We start from the raw sequence: 20,687 nt of genomic DNA, 5'->3' as shown, positions 1-20,687 counted from the left end.
TACCAATAATGGAAACTGGTTGTCAATATAAAGGGGGGACTGCATGAAGACTGCGCAGGATATGGACGCCATCAGTCAGCTGACCTTGATGGTGTTTCGCTTGAACGGGCAGCTGCTGGCTTGGGGGGATGAGCTGGTGGCGCCATTGGGGCTGACCAGTGCGCGCTGGCAGACTCTGGGTGCGATGGCCATGGCCGATCAGCCGCTGACCGCGCCTCAGATTGCCGAGGTGATGGGGATGACGCGACAAGGGGCGCAGAAGCAGCTCAATGTGCTGCTGGAGCTGGGGTGGGTGGCGGCGCAGGCCAACCCTGCCCACAAACGCTCACCCCAGTATGGGTTAACCCCGCAGGGCAACGAGCGCTATCTGGGGGCCAAGACTTTGTGGGAGGCCGAGGTGAGCAGGCTGGCCCGTGCCGTGCCGGCGGATGAGGCAGACCAGGCGACGGCGACCCTGCACAGGCTGTTGCAGCTGTTAAGCCTCGGTACACCCGCCTGACCCGGCGGCCCAATCATGGAATGCGGTTTAACCCGCGGTTAATTCTGGAGAATCCTATGTTTCGCGTGATGAAGCTACTGCACTTTATCGGTTTGATACTGTTTCTGGGCAGTATCCTGTCGTTCATTCTGGTATCGACGTTGATGGAGGGGGCGGCGCTGGAGTGGATGGTGTTTGGTCGCCGCATCATCAGTGCCGGTACGCAGGCGTTGACCTTGCCGGGGATGTGGTTGATGGCCATCAGCGGGCTGCTGATGGCGTTCAAACGCTATGGTGTCCGTGTGCGGTTTGTACAGATCAAGGCGCTGATCATGTTGCTGATTGTGCTCAATGCGCACCTGCTGGTGATGCCAGCTGTCGGGCGGGCGACGGCGCTGGCGATACAGTCGCTGGCGGCGGGGCACTTGAGCGCGGACTATCATGCGGCGTATCTGCAGGAATCCATCTGCGGTGCCGTGAACGTGTTGCTGACCTTGCTGGCCGCTGCCGTGGGCGTATGGCGCGTGGGCGTCCGCCCGCCCCAGCGACCTGCGGCCGCCTGTCCGGCCTGATGTGGATGCTTAGTCCGGGGTGTCGGCTGCTGCGGGCGCAGGGTTGAGCTGAGCCAGCCGGGCTTGTAACGCCAGCAAGGCGGTGCGCTCCGGGCTGTCGTCGGCTTCCAGCTGCAGGTCTTCTGCCAGTTGCTGCTGCAGGGTAGTGAACAGGGCGGTTTGCGCCGGGGCGGGTAGCAGCTGTTGCAGCAGCTGCAGGCTGTCGCCATGCAGGGGGTGCATCAGGCTGAGGCGGCGCAGCAGGTTGAGCCCGAAGGGCGGGCAGGTGATGACTTCAAACGCCAGCATCAGCGCGGCCTTGCGACTGAGTCCCAGTGCGGCGCGCTGTTGCCACAGGTAGACCGCCTGGGTCAGCAGAATCAGGTAGATGGCGGCCATCTGGGTGAGCCAAACCGAGCCTGGCCGGAACAGCAGCAGCACCAGCGGCAGGCCCAGCAGCAGCTGAATGGCCAGCAGGCCACACAGGTAGCGCAAGGGCTGCAGCGTGCGCTGCAGCTCAAGCAGGGCCTGGCGATCCAGCGCAGGTGCGCTGGTGTACCAGTTCAGCCTGAGCAGCAGCTGGCCGGGCGCAAAGGGGTTGGGGATGTGCAAGTAGCGCCCGCGCAGGGGCAGTCCGCTTGGCGCGCTGACGTGCCAAGTGGAGCCGGTGCTGTGCAGCAGCAGTTCATTGCGATACAGCAGCTGGGCGGAATCGAACAGATAAAAGCCGACCACCCCCAGCACCAGCAGCACCTCAAACGGAGGCAGGTGCAGCATCATTCCTTCTTGCGGAAGAGGGAGGCCACCCAGCCACCCAGCGCGACAAACACCCCGGCAATGATTTTCCAACCTGCGGCAAAGAAGGACACAATGGCGGCCCAGAAGCCCTTTTTGGTAGCCACAGCAGCGGCACCACCGGCAATCAGCGCGGCGAGGCCGTACTCGGCGGTCTTGTCACCATCCTGATATTCCGCGTAGCGCTGACCGGCCACGTAGTCGTAGCCCTTGATGGCCTCCTTGAATTCCTTGATGGCCGCTTCAAGGTCTTGCGGTTCGGCTACCAGCGTCACTTCGGTCACGCCAGTACGGCCCAGCACGCGGGTGTTGTAGTTCACCACCGCCTGGCCGCCGCTCAGGTAGTTGATCGACCAGGTCAGGCGTTTTGAGTCCGGATCGTAGAAGGGTTCCTGATGCCAGCCTTGTACCGTCATGGGGGCCCAGCCCAATTTGGCACGCTCGGCATTGCCAGCAATGGCACCGTCCTTCATGCTTTGCAGCAGCTCGGCGGCGTCAATCTTCTCGTCATCCTTCACATGCCCGGTATCTTCGTAGCTGAACACAGCGAACCACTTGCCGCCCTTGGGGGCAAAGTAGTATTCAGGCTTGCCGGTATCCAGGTTTTCCCAGTGTGCCATCAGGCGGCGGGTGTCGGCATCCTGCAGGTACTCATAGTCCTTGGGCAGCTTGAAGGTGCCGTAACTGCCCACCTGCACCTGGCTGGGGCCGTTGACGAAGTTGAGCGATTTGAAGAACGCGGCCTCGGCATCTGCTTCGGCATTCGCGGTACTGACGGTCCCGGATGTCGCCTCTTCCGCCCAGCTGGGTTGAAGCAAGAGGACGGGCAAGAGCAGGCTGAGTTTTCGCAGGCTGGACAGCATGGGCAGGCTCCCTGTGATGTTCTGGTTATATGATGAATGGATTTTGAGGCATTCTATCATGCGCAATGTGCTGCGGCTTTGCGATTACTGTTGCTTCAGCCAGTCCCGCTCGGTCAGGAAGTCGCTATACAGGCGGGCTTCCGGGCTGCCTGGTTCGGGCTGCCAGTCGTAGCGCCAGCTGGCGTGTGGTGGCATGGAGAGCAGGATGGATTCGGTGCGGCCACCGGATTGCAGGCCGAACAGGGTGCCACGGTCCCATACCAGGTTGAATTCCACGTAGCGGCCACGGCGGTAGAGCTGGAAGTCACGCTCGCGCTCGCCATAGGGCGTATCCCGGCGTTGCTGCAGGATAGGCAGGTAGGCGGTGAGGAAAGCATCGCCGACGGCACGGGTCAGTGAAAAACTTTGCTCAAAGCCGGGCTGGTTGAAGTCATCAAAGAAGATGCCGCCAATGCCGCGCGGTTCCTGCCGGTGCTTGAGGTGGAAGTAGCGGTCGCAGGCGGCTTTCATTTGCGGGTAGTACTGCTCGCCAAACGGGGCCAGCGCGTCATGGCAGGTTTGGTGAAAGTGGATGACATCGGCCTCAAAGCCATAGTAGGGTGTCAGGTCCATGCCGCCACCAAACCACCACACGGGCTCTTGGCCTTCGGCCAGCGCGCAGAAGCAGCGTACATTGAGGTGTACGGTGGGCGCATAAGGGTTACGCGGGTGCAGCACCAGCGACACCCCCATCGCTTCCCAGCGGCGACCAGCCAGCTCGGGGCGGTGGGCCGAGGCCGAGGGCGGCAACTGCTCACCCAGCACATGCGAGAACAAGACGCCGCCGCGCTCCAGTACCGTGCTGTCTTCCGTCAGGCAGGACAGGCCGCCGCCCCCTTGCGGGCGTATCCAGCTGTCGCGCTGGAAGGAGTGACCATCGACCTGCTCCAGCGCGGTGACGATGCGCTGCTGCAAGTCTTGCAGATAGTGTTTGATGGCGGGCAGGTCCATGCGGGGTCCAGTGGTGTGACGCTGAAAACGCCACATTGTCCGGGTTTGTCCGGCTGGCGGCAATGGTCGGTCAGGGCAGGGGGCCGAATACCGCTTCGCTGTTGTGGCGCAGTGCTTGTGCCAGCTCAGGCAGGGGCATGCCACCACGCAGCTCGGCCAACACTTGGGCGATACGCGGCAGCCAGGCGGGCTGATTACGGCCTCGGTGGTCCCACTCCGGCGGGATGTCCGGTGCATCGGTTTCCAGCACCAGCGCCGACAGCGGCAGGGTCTGTGCCAGTTCGCGTACCCGGCGCGCGCGCGGGAAGGTCATCACCCCGCCAAAGCCAAGCTTGAAGCCCAGCTCGATAAAGGCGGCAGCCTGCTGCGGGCTGCCATTGAAGGCATGCGCGATGCCGCCGCGCACCGGATGGCGGCGCAGGTATTTCAGTACCTGATCCTGTGCGCGGCGAACATGCAGGATTACTGGCAGATCGAAGCGCTGGGCCAGCTTGAGCTGGGCCACAAAGAAATCAATCTGCTTCTGCTGGGAAAGGCCGTCAACAAAGAAGTCCAGCCCGATTTCGCCGATGGCAATGGGGCGGTGCTGCTGCACCAGCTGCGCCAGTTCGTCGAGGTGTTCGGGTTGATGGTGGCTGTCGATATAGATCGGGTGCAGGCCGAGCGCGACCCGGCAGCAGGGCCATGGCGTGGAGGGCAGGCTGCGGCAATTTTCGATGAAGACTGCGGGCAGCACCATGGCGCTGACATCGGCCTGCAAGGCGGTTTGCACCACCTGCTCACGGTCGGCGTCGAACTCCGGCGCGTCAAGATGGCAGTGGGTGTCGATCCACACAACAGGCTCAGTGGTGATTACGACGGCGCTGCAGGCGCTCCACCACCGGCAGGGCGCGCAGGTGGCGCAGCACGGTGGCGAGGTGCTGGCGGTGCTCCACCTGGATCAGGAAGCGGATGGAGGTGAAGTTGGGCCGCTCTTCAAATTCTTCCAGATGTACGTTGACGATATTGGAGTTCTGCTCCGAGATCACGGCAGCGATCTGCGCCAGGACGCCACGGTCGTTGCTGGCGATGATGTCCACGCCGACTTCGAACAGGCGGCCCGCCACCGGATCCCATTCCACGTCTACCAGCTTGTCCTGATCGACATCGCTGCGGTGGATCACCGGGCAATCGGCGGTATGAATCACCAGGCCCTGGCCTTTGTTGATGAAGCCGACGATATTATCGCCCGGGATCGGGTAACAACATTTGGCGAACTGCAAGGCCATGTTTTCCCAGCCGCGGATCGGGATGGCGGAGAGGTTGCTGGCTTCGTTGGGTTCGATGCCTTCAGCCATCAGCAGGCCGCGCGCCACCACCATGGAGAGGCGTTTGCCGAGGCCAATGTCGGCCAGCAGATCGGCCTTGTCCGGCAGCCCGTTCTCGCGCAGATAGTGCTCCCACACATGGTCCGACACCGCGCCATGGCGGGGCGAGAACACCTGCAGCGCCTGCTGCAGCAAGCGCTCACCCAGGCGAACGGATTCGCCAAACTGCATGGTTTTCAGGTAGTGCCGGATGTGCGAGCGAGCCTTGCCGGTGGCAACAAAAGACAGCCACGACGGATTGGGGTAAGCATTGGGGTCGGTCACGATCTCGACGCGGTCACCACTGCGCAGGCGGGTGCGCAGCGGGGCCAGCTCGAAATTGACCCGGGCGGCCACGCAGTGGGTGCCAATGTCGGTATGCACCGCGTAGGCGAAGTCGATGGCGGTGGCCCCTTGTGGCAGCGCCAGAATGCGCCCCTTGGGGGTGAACACGTACACCTCGTCCGGGAACAGATCGACCTTGATGTGCTCGAGGAATTCGGCAGCGTCGCCGCTCTCCGACTGAATATCCAGCAGGCGCTGCAACCATTTGTGGGTGCGTTGCTGTACGTCGTTGAGGTTGCCCTCCGCGCTCTTGTACATCCAGTGCGAAGCCAGACCATCTTCCGCCGTCTGGTGCATTTCGCTGGAGCGAATCTGCACTTCAATCGGTGTGCCGTATGGGCCAAACAGCGTGGTGTGCAGCGACTGATAGCCATTGGCTTTGGCAATGGCGATGTAGTCCTTGAACTTGCCGGGAATGGGCTTGTACAGTGCATGCAGGGCACCGAGCGCCAGATAGCACGACGGGATGTCGTTCACGATCACCCGAAAGCCATAGATATCCAGCACCTCGGAGAAGGAGAGGTGTTTTTCCTGCATCTTCTTGTAGATGCTGTACAGGTGCTTTTCTCGGCCACTCACCTGCGCTTGCAGGCGGGCATCCTGCAGGCGTTGCTGGATCGCCCCCAGAATCTTGTCCACCAGCTGCCGCCGGTTACCTCGGGCGGCCTTCACCGCCTTGGCCAGTACCTGATAGCGATTGGGGTGCAGATAGCGGAAGCTGAGGTCTTCCAGCTCCTGATAGACGGCATTCAGCCCGATGCGGTTGGCAATCGGGGCGTAAATGTCCATCGTCTCGCGGGCGATGCGTTTTTGCTTGTCCGGGTGCATGGCACCCAGCGTGCGCATATTGTGCAGCCGGTCGGCAATCTTGATCAGGATGATGCGGATGTCGCGGGCCATCGCCAGCAACATTTTGCGGAAATTTTCCGCCTGTGCTTCTTCCTGGCTTTGCAGCTCGATGCGCTCCAGCTTGGAGAGGCCATCGACCAGGTCGGCCACTGCTTTGCCAAACAGCTCCTGCAATTCCTGCTTGGTGACGGGGGTGTCTTCCACCACATCGTGCAGCAGGGCGGCGGTCAGCGCCTGAGGGTCCATCCGCCAGTCGGCCAGAATGCTGGCGACGGCCAAAGGATGGGAGATGTAAGGCTCGCCGCTCTTGCGAAACTGGCCCTCATGGGCCACTTCGCCAAAACGATAGGCCGCATCCAGCTGGGCGACCTCTTCACTATCGAGGTAGGCCGCCAGCTTGTCAAAAAAGTCGGAGACGTCCTTGTCCATCGGGCCACCCTGCATGGGCACGGCAACTGCCACGCGCACGCCTTGACCGGCAGTGAGGGGGGCCGGAGGAGGATTCATGCGGTGAGACGATCAGTCGCGATAACGGTTCACAATGTCATCGGCCAGCTTGCCCTGCGCCAGCTCCTTCAAGGCCACTACGGTGGGCTTGTCGCGGCCCTGTTCCACCAGCGGGGTGGAGCCGTTGGCAATCTGACGTGCACGCGTGGTGGCGGCCAGGGTCAGGTTGTAACGGTTGGACATGCGCTTCAGGCAATCATCAATGGTAATGCGGGCCATGGTTCACTCTTCAAAATACATTAAAAAACAGCGGCGTACCGCAAAGGGCGGCTATTTTACCGGCTTGCTGGCCAAACGGCCAGCCTTCAGCCTTAGCCTTTAAGTTCGGCAATCAGTGTGGTGTGACGTTCCATCTGGCTGGCAATACGCAGACGAGCGGCACGCACCAAGCTGATGATGTCGCGTACGGCTTCATCAATATACTCATTCACGATCACGTAATCGTATTCGTCTACGTGGCGGATTTCTTCCTGTGCCGACTGCATGCGACGCTGGATAGCGTCTTCGCTATCCTTGGCGCGACCACGCAGGCGACGCTCCAGCGTTTCCAGTGACGGCGGCAGTACAAACACCGAGATCGCCTGCGGGAACAGCTTGCGGACTTGCTGCGCGCCTTGCCAGTCAATCTCCAGCAGGATGTCCTGCCCCTTGGCCAGTTGCTCACGTATCCAGCGCTCTGAGGTACCGTAGAAATTACCGTACACCTCAGCGTGCTCCAAGAATTCGCCACGACCAATCATGGCGACGAATTCGTCGCGCGAGACAAAATGATAGTCGGTACCATGCCGCTCGCCTTCACGCGGTGCGCGCGTGGTGTAGGACACCGACAGGCGCACATTGCTGTCTGCGGCCAGCAAGGCTGATACCAGGGTGGTTTTGCCAGCACCGGAAGGGGCGGCCACGATAAAGATATTGCCGGTTTGCATGGGAGCCTGCACTGCCTTGGCGCGGTTGCGCACGTAGTCTTTCATGGATTGAGGGTATCACAAGGGCTGGCTGACGTTAAGCCTTTGGCAAAACGTTGCCATCCGTCTTGGTGTCCGATGTCGACGGGCACCGTCAATCCGGATGGGGTGGCGGATGCGGGGGGCTAGTGCAGGAGGTTGTAAGCCAGCGCGGTCAGCCCCAGCCAGAGTACACCGCCAATAATCAGCAAGACAGACTGGTGTTCGGCAAGCCAGCGGTCATAGGCACGCCACCATGAGGCGGCATCGGGGTCGCTGGCAACAGACAGCGCCATGTCTTCCTGCACGGCATCTTCTGAAGAGTAGCCGTTACCTTGCATGATCAAGGCCCCGATACCACCCACACCCAAGCCTACGCAGGAGGACACATTGACAAACTGCAGGAGGGTTTGGCTCCCCAGCCAGTAGCAGGCTGCAACGGTTGCCAAGGCCGCAACCAGCTCAATGTAGAGCAGGTGTTTCAAGGCGCGTTTGTAATACATGATGGGTTTGCGTGGACGTCGGGGTTATCTTGGCGTGCACCATGACACATTTCGCAGGGCCTTGCCAGTCAAAAATGCGTCACTTTTTCGACAATGAATGTCGCAGAATTGTAGTTTTTTGGTAGGAAAAGTACGTATTTTTGCGTATTTTGTTTGCGATGAATTGCTTAAGTATTTGAAATTAAACAACTATTGCATTGCAAAAAAGCGATTGCATCGACAGTCCATCTTACATACAATCAATTTCCCTCTCTGCTGATGCGGAGAAGGCAGATACCGCAAGTGTTCGCGCATTACCCGGATCAGCTCCCCGCAGTGCGACAGGTCGGGCCACAAGCCAGACGGGTCGTGCCAAGTGGGGCAAGCGAGCGAAGGACTTTGCCAGACTGGTAACCCGTGAATAACCGGGGGTGCGATCATGGGTCAGCTGATTGCCCCCGCTGCTGTGGAAAGAATTGCAGATGAGCAGACAGCAATGGCTGGACGGTACGCTGTATCGCCGTCACTTTGAGCAGGATAGTTGCGGTTTTGGCTTGATCGCCAACCTGGATGACAAACCGAGCCACTGGCTGGTGCAGACCGCTATTGATTCGCTGGCCCGCTTGACCCACCGGGGGGCGGTGGCGGCGGATGGCAAGTCGGGTGATGGTTGCGGCCTGCTGTTCAAGAAACCGAGCGCCTTCCTGCGTGAAGTGGCTGGGGCCTGTGGTTTCCCGCTGGCAGACAATTACGCCGCCGGCCTGGTGTTCCTCAATGCGGACAGCACTATCGCCAATGATTCGCGCGCCATCCTGCGCAGTGAGCTGACCCGGCAAGGGCTGCAGGTGGCCGGTTTCCGTCCGGTGCCGACCAATCCGGAAGCCTTGGGCGACTACGCCCGGCAAACCCTGCCGATCATCGAGCAGGTGTTCGTCAACTGCCCGGCGACCATGGATGCCGATGCGTTCGAGCGCAATCTGTATATTGCCCGTCGCCGTGCCGAAAAGGCCGCCGGTGCGGGTGACGCCTCCTTCTATGTGCCGACCTTGTCCTGTCGGGTGATCAGTTACAAGGGGCTGGTGACGCCGGCCAACCTGCCGGTGTTCTTCCCGGACCTGAAAGATCCGCGTTTCCTGTCGTCCCTCGCGGTTTTCCACCAGCGCTTCTCCACCAACACCTGGCCGGAGTGGCGGCTGGCGCAGCCGTTCCGCCTGCTGGCGCACAACGGTGAAATCAACACGGTGCAGGGTAACCGCTCCTGGGCGCGCTCGCGCGAGCAGGTGATGGCCTCGCCGCTGATCCCGAACATGGATGACATCCGCCCCATCGTCAGCACCGATGGCTCGGATTCCATGTCGATGGACAATATGCTGGAAGCGCTGGTGATGGGCGGCATTCCGCTGTTCCGAGCGCTGCGGCTGATGGTGCCACCGGCTTGGCAGAACGTCGACAGCATGGACCGCGATCTGCGCGCCTACTATGAATACACCTCAATGCAGATGGAGCCATGGGACGGTCCGGCGGGCATCGTGCTGACCGATGGCAAGGTGGCCGCCTGCATGCTGGACCGCAACGGCCTGCGCCCGGCCCGCTACGTGGTGACGCGTGACCGCCACCTGACCATTTCTTCGGAAATTGGCGTCTGGCCATATCAGCCGGAAGACGTGGTCAGCAAGGGCCGCGTCAAGCCGGGCCAGATCTTCGCGGCAGACCTGACCACCGGCGAGCTGATGACCTCGCTCGACATCGACAGCCACATCAAGGAATCCGCCCCGTTCCGCCAATGGGTGCGCGACAACGCCCGCTATATTGAAACCGCGCTGGACGAAGATGGTCTGGGCCCGGTGATGGAAAAGAAGGAACTGCAGGCGTACCAGAAGCAGTTCCAGCTCACCTTTGAAGAGCGCGATCAGGTGATTCGCGTGCTGGCGGAGGACGCGCAGGAAGCGGTCGGCTCGATGGGCGACGATACGCCGATGGCGGTGTTGTCACAGAAAATCCGCTCCCCCTTCGATTACCTGCGCCAGCAGTTTGCCCAGGTGACCAACCCGCCCATCGACCCGATCCGTGAAGCCATCGTAATGTCGCTCAACACGGTGTTTGGCCCGGAACGCAATATTTTCGAACAAAGCCCGGACCACGCCAAGCGGCTGGAGATTCGCTCGCCGGTGCTGTCACACGAGAAGTATGTGCGGCTGACCAGCCAGTCGGACCCGAACTACCGCGCGGTACGCTTCGAGCTGTGCTACAACCCGCAGGAAAAGAGCCTGCAGCAGGCGCTGAGTGACCTGAGCGAAGAGGTGCTGGCGGCGGCACGCAGCGGCGGGGTGATACTGGTGCTGTCGGATCGTTCGATCCGCAAGGACCGGCTGCCGATGCATGCACTGTTCGCCACCGGTGCCGTACATACCGCGCTGATCAACGCTGGCCTGCGCACCAAAACCAACCTGGTGGTGGAAACCGCAACCGCGCGTGATCCGCACCACTTTGCCTGTCTGATCGGGGTGGGTGCTTCGGCGGTCTACCCGTATCTGGCGTATCAGACGGTGCACGAGCTGCGCGAGGGCGGGCAGATCAATGGCGAGACCAATGACCTGCTGGCGCATTACCGCAAAGGCATCAACAAAGGCCTGCTCAAGGTGCTGTCGAAAATGGGCATCTCCACCATCGCCAGCTATCGCGGTGCGGGCCTGTTTGAAGCCGTTGGCGTGCACGACGAAGTGATGCAGCTGTGCATGCCGAATACGGTGACCCGCCTCTCCGGTGCCAACTTTGCCGACTTTGAAGAAGACATGCAGGCGCTGGCGCGGCAGGCGTGGAACCCGATGCGGCCCATCGGTCAGGGTGGTCTGCTCAAATATGTGTTTGGCGAGGAATACCACGCCTATAACCCGGATGTGGTGACCTGGCTGCAAAAAGCGGTGCAACAGGGCGACTATCAAGCCTACCGCAAGTATGCCGACTTGGTGAACCAGCGTCCGGTGGCGATGTTCCGCGACCTGCTGCAGCTGAAGACGGGCGACGGCATCGCACTGGAAGACGTGGAGCCGGTGGAGGACATCCGCAAGCGTTTCGACTCGGCGGGCATGTCGCTCGGCGCGCTCAGCCCGGAAGCGCACGAGGCGCTGGCTGAGGCAATGAACCGCATCGGTGGCCGCTCCAATTCGGGTGAGGGTGGCGAAGACCCGGCCCGCTACGGCACCATCAAGAATTCCAAGATCAAGCAGGTGGCGACTGGCCGCTTCGGGGTGACGCCGCATTATCTGGTCAACGCCGAAGTGCTGCAGATCAAGATCGCGCAAGGCGCCAAGCCGGGCGAGGGCGGCCAGCTGCCGGGCGACAAGGTGTCGCCGCTGATTGCCCGCCTGCGCTGCTCCAAGCCGGGCATTCCGCTGATTTCGCCGCCGCCGCACCACGATATTTATTCCATTGAAGATCTGGCACAGCTGATTTTTGACCTGAAGCAGGTCAACCCCAGTGCGCTGGTATCAGTCAAGCTGGTGGCAGAGCCTGGGGTGGGCACGGTGGCGGCGGGTGTGGCCAAGGCGTATGCCGACCTGATCACCATTTCCGGCTACGACGGTGGTACCGGTGCTTCGCCGCTCACTTCGGTCAAGTACGCGGGTACGCCGTGGGAGCTGGGGCTGGCCGAGGCACAACAGGTGCTGCGCGCCAACGGCCTGCGTGGCCGGGTGCGGGTGCAGACCGACGGTGGCCTGAAAACCGGTCTGGACGTGGTCAAGGCCGCCATCCTGGGCGCCGAGAGCTTTGGCTTCGGTACCGGCCCGATGGTGGCGCTGGGTTGCAAATACCTGCGCATCTGCCACCTGAACAACTGCGCCACCGGGGTAGCGACGCAAGAGATCAAGCTGCGCAGCAAGCACTTCATCGGCCTGCCGGAGATGGTGATCAATTACTTCACCTTCATCGCGCAGGAAACCCGGGAGTGGATGGCCAAGCTGGGCGTCTCCCGGCTGGACGAGCTGATTGGGCGCATGGACCTGCTGCAGCTGCTGGAAGGTCAGTCACCGCGTCAGCAACGCCTGCAGATGCAGTCGCTGCTGGGGCAAGGCGATATCCCTGCCAGCGAGCCGCGCTTCTGCGTGGAGGCCAGCAACCCCTCGTTTGACAAAGGCGAGCTGGCCGAGCAGATGGTGCAGGATGCGCAGCTGGCACTGCAGCACCGCAGCATGCAAGAGCTGTATTACCCGATCCAGAATACCCAGCGCTCCATCGGGGCGCGCCTGTCGGGCGAGATTGCCCGTCGCTGGGGGGTGGAAGGCTTGCCAGAGGGCACGCTGCATGTCCGCTTCAAAGGCAGCGCCGGGCAGAGCTTTGGCGTGTGGAACGCCCGTGGCCTGAGCCTGACCCTGGAAGGCGACGCCAACGACTACGTCGGCAAGGGCATGAACGGCGGGCGTATTGTCATCGCGCCGCCGCCCAAGGCGGCTTACAAGGGCTATGAGTCGGTGATCATCGGTAACACCTGCTTATACGGTGCCACGGGTGGCCGTTTGTACGCAGCGGGTCTGGCGGGTGAGCGGTTTGCGGTGCGTAACTCCGGTGCGCTGGCGGTGGTGGAAGGGGTCGGCGAGCACGGCTGCGAGTACATGACCGGTGGTTGCGTGATCGTGCTGGGGGAAACTGGTGGCAACTTCGGCGCGGGGATGACCGGCGGTTTCGCCATGGTGTACGACGAACACGACAAGATCGTTCGCCGCTACAACAATGAACTGGTGGACATCCAGCTGATCACCGGCGAGGCCTACGGCCACATCCGGCAGTTCCTGCGTGAGCGGATCGAAGAGCATGTCGAATACACTGGCTCCGAGCGGGGCCGTGACATCCTCGACGATTTCAGCGAGGCGGTCGGCAAGTTCTGGCTGGTCAAGCCGAAGGCGGCCAAGCTGGAAAGCTTGCTGAAGGATTGATGCGCGCGCCGTGGCAGTTGCCACGGCAGTCAGGCCAGCGGGGCAACCCGCAGGCGGACACGGCGGGAGGTTCCCGCCCTACAGGATTGAGGCGTAAGCATGGGCGACGTATTCCAGTTTTTGAATCTGCCGCGTAACCCCGGCGAGAAGAAACCCGCCAGCGTGCGGAAAATCGAGTTCAAGGAAATCTACCAGCCGCTGGGGCGGGAGCAGGCCATGGAGCAGGCCAGCCGCTGCCTGGGCTGTGGCAACCCCTATTGCGAATGGGAGTGCCCGGTACACAATTTCATCCCCAACTGGCTGAAGCTGGTGCGGGAGGGCAAGCTGTTTGAAGCTGCCGAGATGTCGCACAAGACCAACTCCCTGCCCGAAGTCTGTGGCCGGGTGTGTCCGCAAGACCGGCTGTGCGAAGGCGCCTGTACCCTGAATGACGATTTCGGCGCGGTCAGCATTGGCTCCATCGAGAAATACATTACCGACGAAGCGTGGAAGGCCGGTTGGCGGCCCGATATGTCGGACGTGGTATGGACCAGCAAGAAGGTGGCGGTGATCGGTGCCGGCCCGGCTGGGCTGGCGTGCGCCGATGTGCTGGTGCGCAATGGGGTGAAGCCGGTGGTGTTTGACCGCTATGAAGAAATCGGCGGCCTGCTCACCTTTGGCATCCCCGAATTCAAGCTGGAAAAGGATGTGCTGCAACGTCGGCGGCAAATGATGGAGGAAATGGGGGTGGAATTCCGCCTCAATACCGATATCGGCCGCGACATCATGATCGATGAACTGCTGCGCAACTACGACGCGGTGTTCATGGGCATGGGGGCGTACAAATACATGAAGGGAGGCTTTGAAGGTGAAGACCTGCCCGGTGTACAGGAAGCGCTGCCTTTCCTGATCACCAATGTGCGCAACAACCTGGGCACCCTCAAGGATGGCGAGGTTTTCCAGAGTGTGGCGGGCCAACGGGTGGTGGTGCTGGGCGGTGGCGATACCGCCATGGACTGCAACCGCACCTCGATCCGTCAGGGTGCCGCCAGTGTGACCTGCGCCTACCGCCGTGACGAAGCCAATATGCCGGGTTCGCGCCGCGAAGTGGCCAATGCCAAGGAAGAGGGCGTGGAGTTCCTGTGGAACCGCCAGCCGGTTGGCGTGGTGCAGCTGGATGGTCATCTTGGCGTCAAGCTGGTCACCACCCAGCTGGGTGCGCCAGATGCCAAGGGCCGCCGCGCGCCGGAAGTGATCCCCGGCTCCGAGGAAATCCTGCCTGCGGACGTGGTGATCGTGGCGTTTGGTTTTCAGGTTGAGCCGGAAAGCTGGTTTTCCGCGCAAGGCATCCAGACTGACGACCGTGGCCGCACTGTCGCCCCGGCCAGCCAGCCCTTCAAGCACCAGACCAGCAACCCGAAGATCTTTGCCGGTGGCGACCAGGTGCGCGGGGCCGATCTGGTGGTGCGTGCCGTGTTTGAGGGCCGCCAGGCCGCCGAAGGCATGCTGGCCTACCTCGGCGTCTGGTAAGCTGTACCTGCCGCACACCAACCCGCCGTGGGGTGACCTGCGGCGGGTTTTTGTTTACATGTTGAAAGGCTACTGTATGGCGCTGCTCCGATGGGTGTTGCCGATACTCTTTCTAGTGCAAAGCACGGTAGGTACTTTGATGTTCAGGCAGCTCAAGCGAGCACATCCCAATGTTTACTTGGCGTTAGGGCAACCCAGCCTTTTCTCTTCATCATGGGATACGACCACCAAGGTCTTTGCCTTCGTTTTCAGACGACAGCACAAAGTGCTGGGGGATCGCAGGCTTAGTGTGCTGTCGGACTGTGCTCTTGGGTTAACGGCTATGTACCTGATCACCTTTGGGCTGCACATTTTCTACCCCCGATAACATCCCTGATGTGCCCGGGATAATGATGAGAGCGCTTGGCTATGTCTGACGATATCCCCCACCGCAATCAATCACCATACGGCCGGTGGATTGCGTCGTATCTGTTGCGGGCGGCTTGGGATGATGAGTCCTAGCCATTGAGCTTTCAGATCTCGGGGCCTTCAGATCAGTGTTGTCAGACTGGGTAAAATGTAACGAATCCGCATGCAGTCGAATGAGGAGGCTTGCTTGGAAATCATGAATCCAGAAATTGACTATGCAGCAGAGTGTGACAGTCTCCGTGCTGCGTATGTCAGGGCACACCCTCAGCAGCGCTTGAAGGTCATAATGCAACGGATTGCACAACAAGAAATTGGGGCGACTCGTCTGGTGACGATGGTTTCAGCAGTGGAAGCCTTGGCAAGATCGCTGGTTGTGAACTCTGTAGCAGCTAAAACTAATCAAAAGCTGGACATTGAGGGAGCGTACAAGAAGTTCAGGAATGGCAAGCCTGAAGACATGGTGAGGATGGTGTTGGAGCATTATGACAAGGGCGACCCTGGATTGTTTTTTCAAGGAGATACTTGGGACCTGTTTCGCCTTGCGGTTGATTTTCGTAACCTCATTGTCCATGAGTGTACCTTCTTGGGGCAGGATAAGTACCCTGCATTGATATGGGCTTGCGAAGAAGTGCTGAATGCACTGAAAGAGGTCGCAGGTTTAAAAAGCTGAGACCTGCTGAGTTTTGATCTCCCGAAACCGCCCTCGTGGCGGGTTTTTACAATCCCGCAACAGTCTCATTCGCCATGCTGTGTGCTTTCCAGAGCAGGGCAGGGCGGTGATGCAGACTTCCGGATTGCGGGTCGTGGTGACGGGGGCCAGTCGGGGCATTGGTCTGGCGCTGGCGCGGCAGTTTCATCAGGCCGGTAATCCGGTGGTGCTGGTCGGGCGGGATGAGGCGGCGCTGCAGCAGGCGGTGGCCAGCCTGCCGGGCTCGCAGTATGCCTGCGCTGACCTGAGCCGGATGGCGGACTGCCTGCAACTGGCGGCGCGCTTTCCGGAGGTGCAGGTACTGGTCAATAACGCCGGGGTGCAATGCAGTGGCGCGCTGGATAGCCTCTCACCTCAGGCCGTGCAGGATGAACTGCATACCAATCTGTTGGCACCCATGCTGTTGACGCAAGCCTGGCTGCCGCAGCTGCGGCAGCAGCCAGTGGCGGCGGTGGTGAATGTCTGCTCGGTATTGGGCTGGATGCCGAAAGCTTCTGCCCTGAGCTACTGCGCCAGCAAGGCGGGCTTGCTCAACTTCAGCCAGGGGCTGCGTGCGCAGTTGGCGGGGAGCCCGATTCGGGTATTCGAGCTGGTGCCACCGCTAGTGGATACCGCCATGACCCAGGGTCGGGGGCAGGGCAAGCTCAGCCCGGAGCAGGTGGCGGCGGCATTCTGGCGCGGCTGGCAGCGGGACCAGTGGCAGATTCACATTGGCAAGGCCAGGCTGGCCCGCCTGTTGGTGCGCTGGTTGCCCGCCGTGGCAAGGCGGGTGTTAAGCCGCAGCTAGCCATTCTTGTGCTGGTTCGAGCAGCAGCAGGAGCCGCCGACCCAGGCCCGGCTGGTGGCGCATACCCGTATCGACAAGATGACCTTGTCCAAGGCCATCCGCAAACTGGAAGACATGGGGCTGGTGGCGCGGGTACCGTCTGCCACCGATACCCGGGCGGTTGAGGTTGGCTTTACCGAGTCCGGCAGGCAGTTGATTCATGCGGCCATCCTGGCGGTGGAGCGAACGGACGATGCCTTCTTCTCCCGGCTGGATGGCGGGCAGCTGACCGACTGGAAGCGGCTGACCCGCAGCCTGCTGACGGGTGGGGCACTGTGAAGAATGTGTAACGGGGCACGCGCTGGTTATGCGATTGTCCTGTGCTACAGTGCTGTTTTTTGTAAAAGGCGGGGTCGCCGATGTTGATGTCGCTATTGATGAGTGGGGTGGTGCTGGCGTCCGGTTATAACGTCGACCCCAAGCCCCTGCCGCAGACCCTGCTGTACACCCGGCTGGCCAAGGGCTGTGAAGAGGTGTCGCTGCAAGGCTGGAAACACCCGGTCAAAGGCGTATTTGAGCACAATCGCGTCAAACTCTATCGGGTGCAGCTGTGCAACGAGCGCAAGTACCCGGTGTTTTATGTCGATGTGCCGTATGACCCGCAAGGGCAGACCGGGGACTACTTCTGGCCCTTGTATGAATCCCTGCGTAAGGCCAACGGTGGCTGGCCGCTGTCGCTGGTGGCGGTCAACAACAACACCGTGATCATGCTGACCTGGCGCAAGGATGGCGTGGCCCTGCCGGAGTTCGAATTCTACAAGCCGGACCCGGCCTGACCCTCCCACAGGCTCATCGCGGCAGGCACTGGTCGGCGTCACACAGCAAGCCGGGCTCGCCAGCGGGCAGCGGAAAGCGCTCCTCCAGCCAGGCGGACCAGGCGTCCCCCTTTCCCATGAAGGGAGACAGCTCGATGCGTTGCCACTGACCCTCCTGCTCCAGCACCAGCGTCGGGAAACCGCGTCCACCTGCGCGGGCCAGCTGCTGGCGGCTGGCCGCAACATGGCTCAGCGTTGGATCGCCGGATTGCGCCTGCCAGGCGTGCACGAAGTCGGCCTCCGGCAAACCGATCTGCATCGCTTGCTCGCGCAGCACCTCGGGGTCGGCAATACGGCGGCCTTCGACAAAGTGGGCACACTGCAGCTGCGCCAGCAGGTCCAGCCCGCGTCCGCCCAGGCTGTCTGCCGCCAGCAGGGCGGTGGTGGGGGGCTCGGAATCAAATACGGCGTGCGGGTCTTGCAGCAGGCCATCCCGGTAGGCGGCACTGAAGGGCTGACCGGTCAGCGCGGCGATGCGGTCATCGTGTAACAGCACAAAGTCACGCAAAGCCGGGGTGACTGGCTGTCGCTGCGCACCCATCATCATGCCGCCCGCGTGCAGCACCATCGGCAGGTGCTGGCGTGCAGCCTTGATCAGTGGCGCGGCACCGTAGCACCAGCCACAGAAGGGGTCCAGAAAGTAGTGCAGGGTTGCCATGGTGTAGTCCTTGTCTGGGGGCAGCGGCAGGCCGCTGCCCCTTTGTCTTACCAGGGCATTTCGCCCTTGTTGACCTTGGCACCGATTTCCAGCGACAGCATGCCGGTGGCCGCGGGCCATTGCTGCTTCATGCGCTGGATGACGGTAGCACCGTCTTTGCCTTCCTGCAGGGCCGTTTCATAGCTTTGCAGATAGTCGCGGGTGAAGCGGATGGCGCTGACGTCCAGCGCACTGCCCGGCTTCATGTGGCCCGGTACAACGGATTGTGGCTGCAAGGCCTGCATCTCGTCCAGCTGGGCACGCCAGGCGGAGCGCAGCGCCGGGGTGGCGGTGTCAGCAGTCCACACATGCCACTGGTTGAATACGGCCACATTGCCCGCAAGGGTACGGATCGACGGAATCCACACATAGGGGCGATGTGCCAGCGGGCCTGTGGTACCGCGGATTTCAATGGCTTCACCATCCAGCGTCAGGCGGTTGCCGTTCAGCACCTTGGGCAATACCGGTTGCTGCGGCGCATTGTTGCCCATCTTCGGGCCCCAGAATTCCAGCTTGTACTTCAGTTTGCTGCGGATCACCTCCAGCACGGCGGGGGTGGCTACCACTTCCGCTTGCGGAAACTGGGCGTGCAGCACTTCCACACCAAAGTAGTAGTCCGGATCGGCCTGGCTCACCAGAATGGTTTTCAGGGTACGGCCACTGTCGAGCACGTTGGCAGCAATGCGCAGGGCGTCGGCGCGGGTAAACCCGGCGTCGATCACCATGGCTTCATGGTCGCCATAGACCAGGGTGGAGTTGACGTTGAAGCTGTTGTCGTTGGCACTGTACACCTTGATCTGCAGCGGCGCAGCGTGCAGGGTGGCAGACAGGGCCAGCAGGGTAGCGGTGAACAACAGACGGGGTTTCATGGTGTTTCCTTTCGCAGTATGGCGGTCAGCGACCGTATGGCGCTACTTTATTTGTGAATTGAATTGCAATAAACATCGATATAATGAATGAACTGTTTACTGATTCGAGCAAATTAATGGACCGCCTGACTGCCATGCGGGTGTTTGTGGAGATTGTGGATAGCGGTAGCATCACGCTGGCAGCGGAGCGGCTGTCGCTGTCACGGGCCATGGTGTCACGCTATCTGGCCGATCTGGAGGGGTGGTTGCAACTGCGCTTGCTGCACCGGACTACCCGCCGCCTGAGTTTGACTGAAGCCGGGGCGGAGGCTTTGCAGCACTGCCGCAGCATGCTGGCGCTGGAGGCGCAGGTGCAGGGGGTGGTCGGGGCGTTGCGGCAAACCCCGCAGGGGCGCTTGCGACTGACCACCAGCGCCTCACTGGCTGATGCCTATCTCACCGAGGCGATGGCGCGCTTCCTGCAACACTACCCCGGCATTCATATTGAATTGCTGGTACTGGAGCGGGCGGTGAATCTGGTGGAGGAGCGGGTGGACCTTGCCTTGCGCATCACCAATCAGCTCGATGAGCAGCAGCACGCCCGCTTGCTGGGGCGGTGTCACTCGGTACTGTGCGCATCACCCGACTATCTGGCCCGGCATGCGCCGCTCGAGATGCCGCAACAGTTGCAGCAGCATCAGTGCATTACGCATGCTTACGTCGGCCGCAGCGAGTACCTGCTGCACCGGGGGCAGGACAGCGTGCGGGTGCCGGTTGGCGGGCGGCTACACAGCAATGAAACGCTGATTACCCGCCGCGCGGCCCTGGCGGGGGCCGGTATCGCACAACTGCCCATGTATCTGGTGCAAACCGATTTGCAGCAAGGTCGTCTGCAGGCCGTTCTGCCCGAATGGTCGCCTGCTACCTTAGGCGTTTACGCCCTCTACCTGAACCGGCAGCACCAGCCGCTCAGCTTGCGCCTGCTGCTGGACTTTCTGGCGGCGGATATGGAAGGGCGGGTGCTGTAAGTATGGCTAACGGTAAGTCTCGTTATACAAGTCCGCTCCAGGCCGCCCTAGCCAAGGGGTCAACTCAGAAAAACTCAGGGGAGAGGTCGTGAATGTCAGCTGTAGTGTGGACAGTTCATCGCATTCTGGGCCGACATCTGGTTGCAATGCGACGTTTCCTTGATATGCCACGTCAAACTGATTTCCATCGGGTGTAATCTGCAAGCGGCCTTGGGTCAACGATATCGTACAGTCGTTTTCGGGCCAAGCGGAACCGCCCTGGGAATAGATGGCTTGAATGCGGGACTGAGGCGTGAGCGCCACGGTCATTGGGGTGGCCGGTAGGCCATCGGGTAGCCAAACAGTCAGTTTGGTGTAGTTTTCATCTTCTATTGTCAGCCCCCTGCCAGGGTCAAACTTGCGATAAGCCAGTATCCCGCCTTGCCCTGCCCGGATATGGTGCAACATGAAACCAAATCCCTCCGTCCGGCTGGTGGTGTTTCCATCCGTGCGGGATGCATGTTGTGAGCCCTGTTGGTGCATGGGGCGGGGTTGGCTGGCGACTTCAGCCAGTTGAGCATATTTGATGTGAAAGCTATCGGTGCGATTACAGCTCAGGTAGACCAGAGCAAGGATCAGCAAGACAAGAAGTAGCTGAAAAGCGCGGAAGAACCAGCGCAGAACTATGAATAGATCGTTCAGCATATCGATGCGTGAGGAGTGGGGCACGCTTGCAGTCTATGGTTGCGGCGGCTTGAAAACAAGGCTGGGCTCCCCCATCTGATCA

The 20,687-nt window shown here is 61.2% G+C and carries 20 protein-coding genes; 9 read left to right on the top strand and 11 right to left on the bottom strand.

All coding sequences use genetic code 11. From position 1 onward, the window contains the following. Positions 1-43: 43 nt before the first annotated feature. Positions 44-499, top strand: coding sequence for a MarR family winged helix-turn-helix transcriptional regulator (locus HF682_RS07040; RefSeq protein ID WP_205881920.1), 456 nt, complete (start codon positions 44-46; stop codon positions 497-499). A 56-nt stretch (positions 500-555) separates the two neighbouring features. Then, positions 556-1,050 carry a hypothetical protein gene (locus tag HF682_RS07035; RefSeq protein ID WP_168876484.1) on the top strand — a complete coding sequence of 165 codons (495 nt, stop codon included), beginning with the start codon at positions 556-558 and terminating at the stop codon, positions 1,048-1,050. 9 nt (positions 1,051-1,059) lie between these two features. Here the strand turns inward: HF682_RS07035 and HF682_RS07030 are convergent, their stop codons facing one another. From HF682_RS07030 to HF682_RS06995, 8 genes are all read right to left on the bottom strand, one after another. Next, entirely contained in the window at positions 1,060-1,809 is a 750-nt protein-coding gene (locus HF682_RS07030) for a hypothetical protein (protein ID WP_168876483.1), read from the bottom strand. Further along, the gene (locus HF682_RS07025; RefSeq protein WP_168876482.1) at positions 1,806-2,687 is read right to left on the bottom strand and encodes a DUF2167 domain-containing protein; all 882 of its coding nucleotides are present in this window, start codon (positions 2,685-2,687) and stop codon (positions 1,806-1,808) included. The genes HF682_RS07030 and HF682_RS07025 overlap by 4 nt, the downstream gene beginning before the upstream one ends. Before the next feature lie 84 nt (positions 2,688-2,771). Next, positions 2,772-3,677: an oxygen-dependent coproporphyrinogen oxidase gene (hemF, locus tag HF682_RS07020; RefSeq protein WP_168876481.1), complete on the bottom strand. Its 906-nt coding sequence runs from the start codon at positions 3,675-3,677 to the stop codon at positions 2,772-2,774. Positions 3,678-3,747: 70 nt separating this feature from the next. Beyond that, positions 3,748-4,512 carry a TatD family hydrolase gene (locus HF682_RS07015; protein WP_168876480.1) on the bottom strand — a complete coding sequence of 255 codons (765 nt, stop codon included), beginning with the start codon at positions 4,510-4,512 and terminating at the stop codon, positions 3,748-3,750. A 7-nt stretch (positions 4,513-4,519) separates the two neighbouring features. Further along, on the bottom strand, positions 4,520-6,661 hold the full coding sequence (locus HF682_RS07010; RefSeq protein ID WP_168876948.1) for a RelA/SpoT family protein: 2,142 nt from the start codon (positions 6,659-6,661) through the stop codon (positions 4,520-4,522). A gap of 75 nt (positions 6,662-6,736) precedes the next feature. Next, on the bottom strand, positions 6,737-6,943 hold the full coding sequence (rpoZ, locus tag HF682_RS07005) for a DNA-directed RNA polymerase subunit omega (RefSeq protein WP_168876479.1): 207 nt from the start codon (positions 6,941-6,943) through the stop codon (positions 6,737-6,739). 92 nt (positions 6,944-7,035) lie between these two features. Further along, on the bottom strand, positions 7,036-7,695 hold the full coding sequence (gene gmk, locus HF682_RS07000; RefSeq protein ID WP_240947073.1) for a guanylate kinase: 660 nt from the start codon (positions 7,693-7,695) through the stop codon (positions 7,036-7,038). Between the two features lie 119 nt (positions 7,696-7,814). Further along, positions 7,815-8,171 (bottom strand): hypothetical protein, encoded by a 357-nt coding sequence (locus HF682_RS06995; RefSeq protein ID WP_168876478.1) that lies wholly within the window; start codon positions 8,169-8,171, stop codon positions 7,815-7,817. A gap of 461 nt (positions 8,172-8,632) precedes the next feature. Here HF682_RS06995 and gltB point away from each other — a divergent pair, with 461 nt between their 5' ends. From gltB to HF682_RS06965, 6 genes are all read left to right on the top strand, one after another. Next, complete coding sequence (gltB, locus tag HF682_RS06990) at positions 8,633-13,081, top strand: glutamate synthase large subunit (protein ID WP_168876477.1); 4,449 nt, start codon at positions 8,633-8,635, stop codon at positions 13,079-13,081. 99 nt (positions 13,082-13,180) lie between these two features. Then, positions 13,181-14,590: a glutamate synthase small subunit GltD family protein gene (locus HF682_RS06985; RefSeq protein ID WP_168876476.1), complete on the top strand. Its 1,410-nt coding sequence runs from the start codon at positions 13,181-13,183 to the stop codon at positions 14,588-14,590. Between the two features lie 595 nt (positions 14,591-15,185). Continuing rightward, on the top strand, positions 15,186-15,668 hold the full coding sequence (locus HF682_RS06980; protein ID WP_168876475.1) for a hypothetical protein: 483 nt from the start codon (positions 15,186-15,188) through the stop codon (positions 15,666-15,668). Between the two features lie 109 nt (positions 15,669-15,777). Continuing rightward, positions 15,778-16,494 carry an SDR family oxidoreductase gene (locus HF682_RS06975; protein WP_168876474.1) on the top strand — a complete coding sequence of 239 codons (717 nt, stop codon included), beginning with the start codon at positions 15,778-15,780 and terminating at the stop codon, positions 16,492-16,494. Positions 16,495-16,500: 6 nt separating this feature from the next. Continuing rightward, positions 16,501-16,812, top strand: coding sequence for a MarR family winged helix-turn-helix transcriptional regulator (locus HF682_RS06970; protein ID WP_168876473.1), 312 nt, complete (start codon positions 16,501-16,503; stop codon positions 16,810-16,812). Between the two features lie 80 nt (positions 16,813-16,892). After that, the gene (locus tag HF682_RS06965; RefSeq protein ID WP_168876472.1) at positions 16,893-17,309 is read left to right on the top strand and encodes a hypothetical protein; all 417 of its coding nucleotides are present in this window, start codon (positions 16,893-16,895) and stop codon (positions 17,307-17,309) included. A gap of 13 nt (positions 17,310-17,322) precedes the next feature. Here HF682_RS06965 and HF682_RS06960 read toward each other — a convergent pair whose 3' ends face one another. Next, complete coding sequence (locus tag HF682_RS06960) at positions 17,323-18,006, bottom strand: DsbA family protein (protein ID WP_168876471.1); 684 nt, start codon at positions 18,004-18,006, stop codon at positions 17,323-17,325. Positions 18,007-18,053: 47 nt separating this feature from the next. Beyond that, the gene (locus tag HF682_RS06955; protein WP_168876470.1) at positions 18,054-18,914 is read right to left on the bottom strand and encodes an MBL fold metallo-hydrolase; all 861 of its coding nucleotides are present in this window, start codon (positions 18,912-18,914) and stop codon (positions 18,054-18,056) included. Between the two features lie 116 nt (positions 18,915-19,030). On the opposite strand from HF682_RS06955, the gene HF682_RS06950 reads away from it, so the two are divergent. After that, on the top strand, positions 19,031-19,921 hold the full coding sequence (locus tag HF682_RS06950) for a LysR family transcriptional regulator (protein ID WP_168876469.1): 891 nt from the start codon (positions 19,031-19,033) through the stop codon (positions 19,919-19,921). Positions 19,922-19,927: 6 nt separating this feature from the next. Here the strand turns inward: HF682_RS06950 and HF682_RS06945 are convergent, their stop codons facing one another. Continuing rightward, complete coding sequence (locus HF682_RS06945; RefSeq protein ID WP_168876468.1) at positions 19,928-20,605, bottom strand: hypothetical protein; 678 nt, start codon at positions 20,603-20,605, stop codon at positions 19,928-19,930. Between the last annotated feature and the right edge of the window lie 82 nt (positions 20,606-20,687).

The organism is Leeia aquatica, assembly GCF_012641365.1.
Lineage (GTDB): Bacteria > Pseudomonadota > Gammaproteobacteria > Burkholderiales > Leeiaceae > Leeia > Leeia aquatica.
The sequence above is the reverse complement of the archived record's forward strand: the minus strand, read 5'-3'. Positions and strand labels throughout refer to the sequence as shown.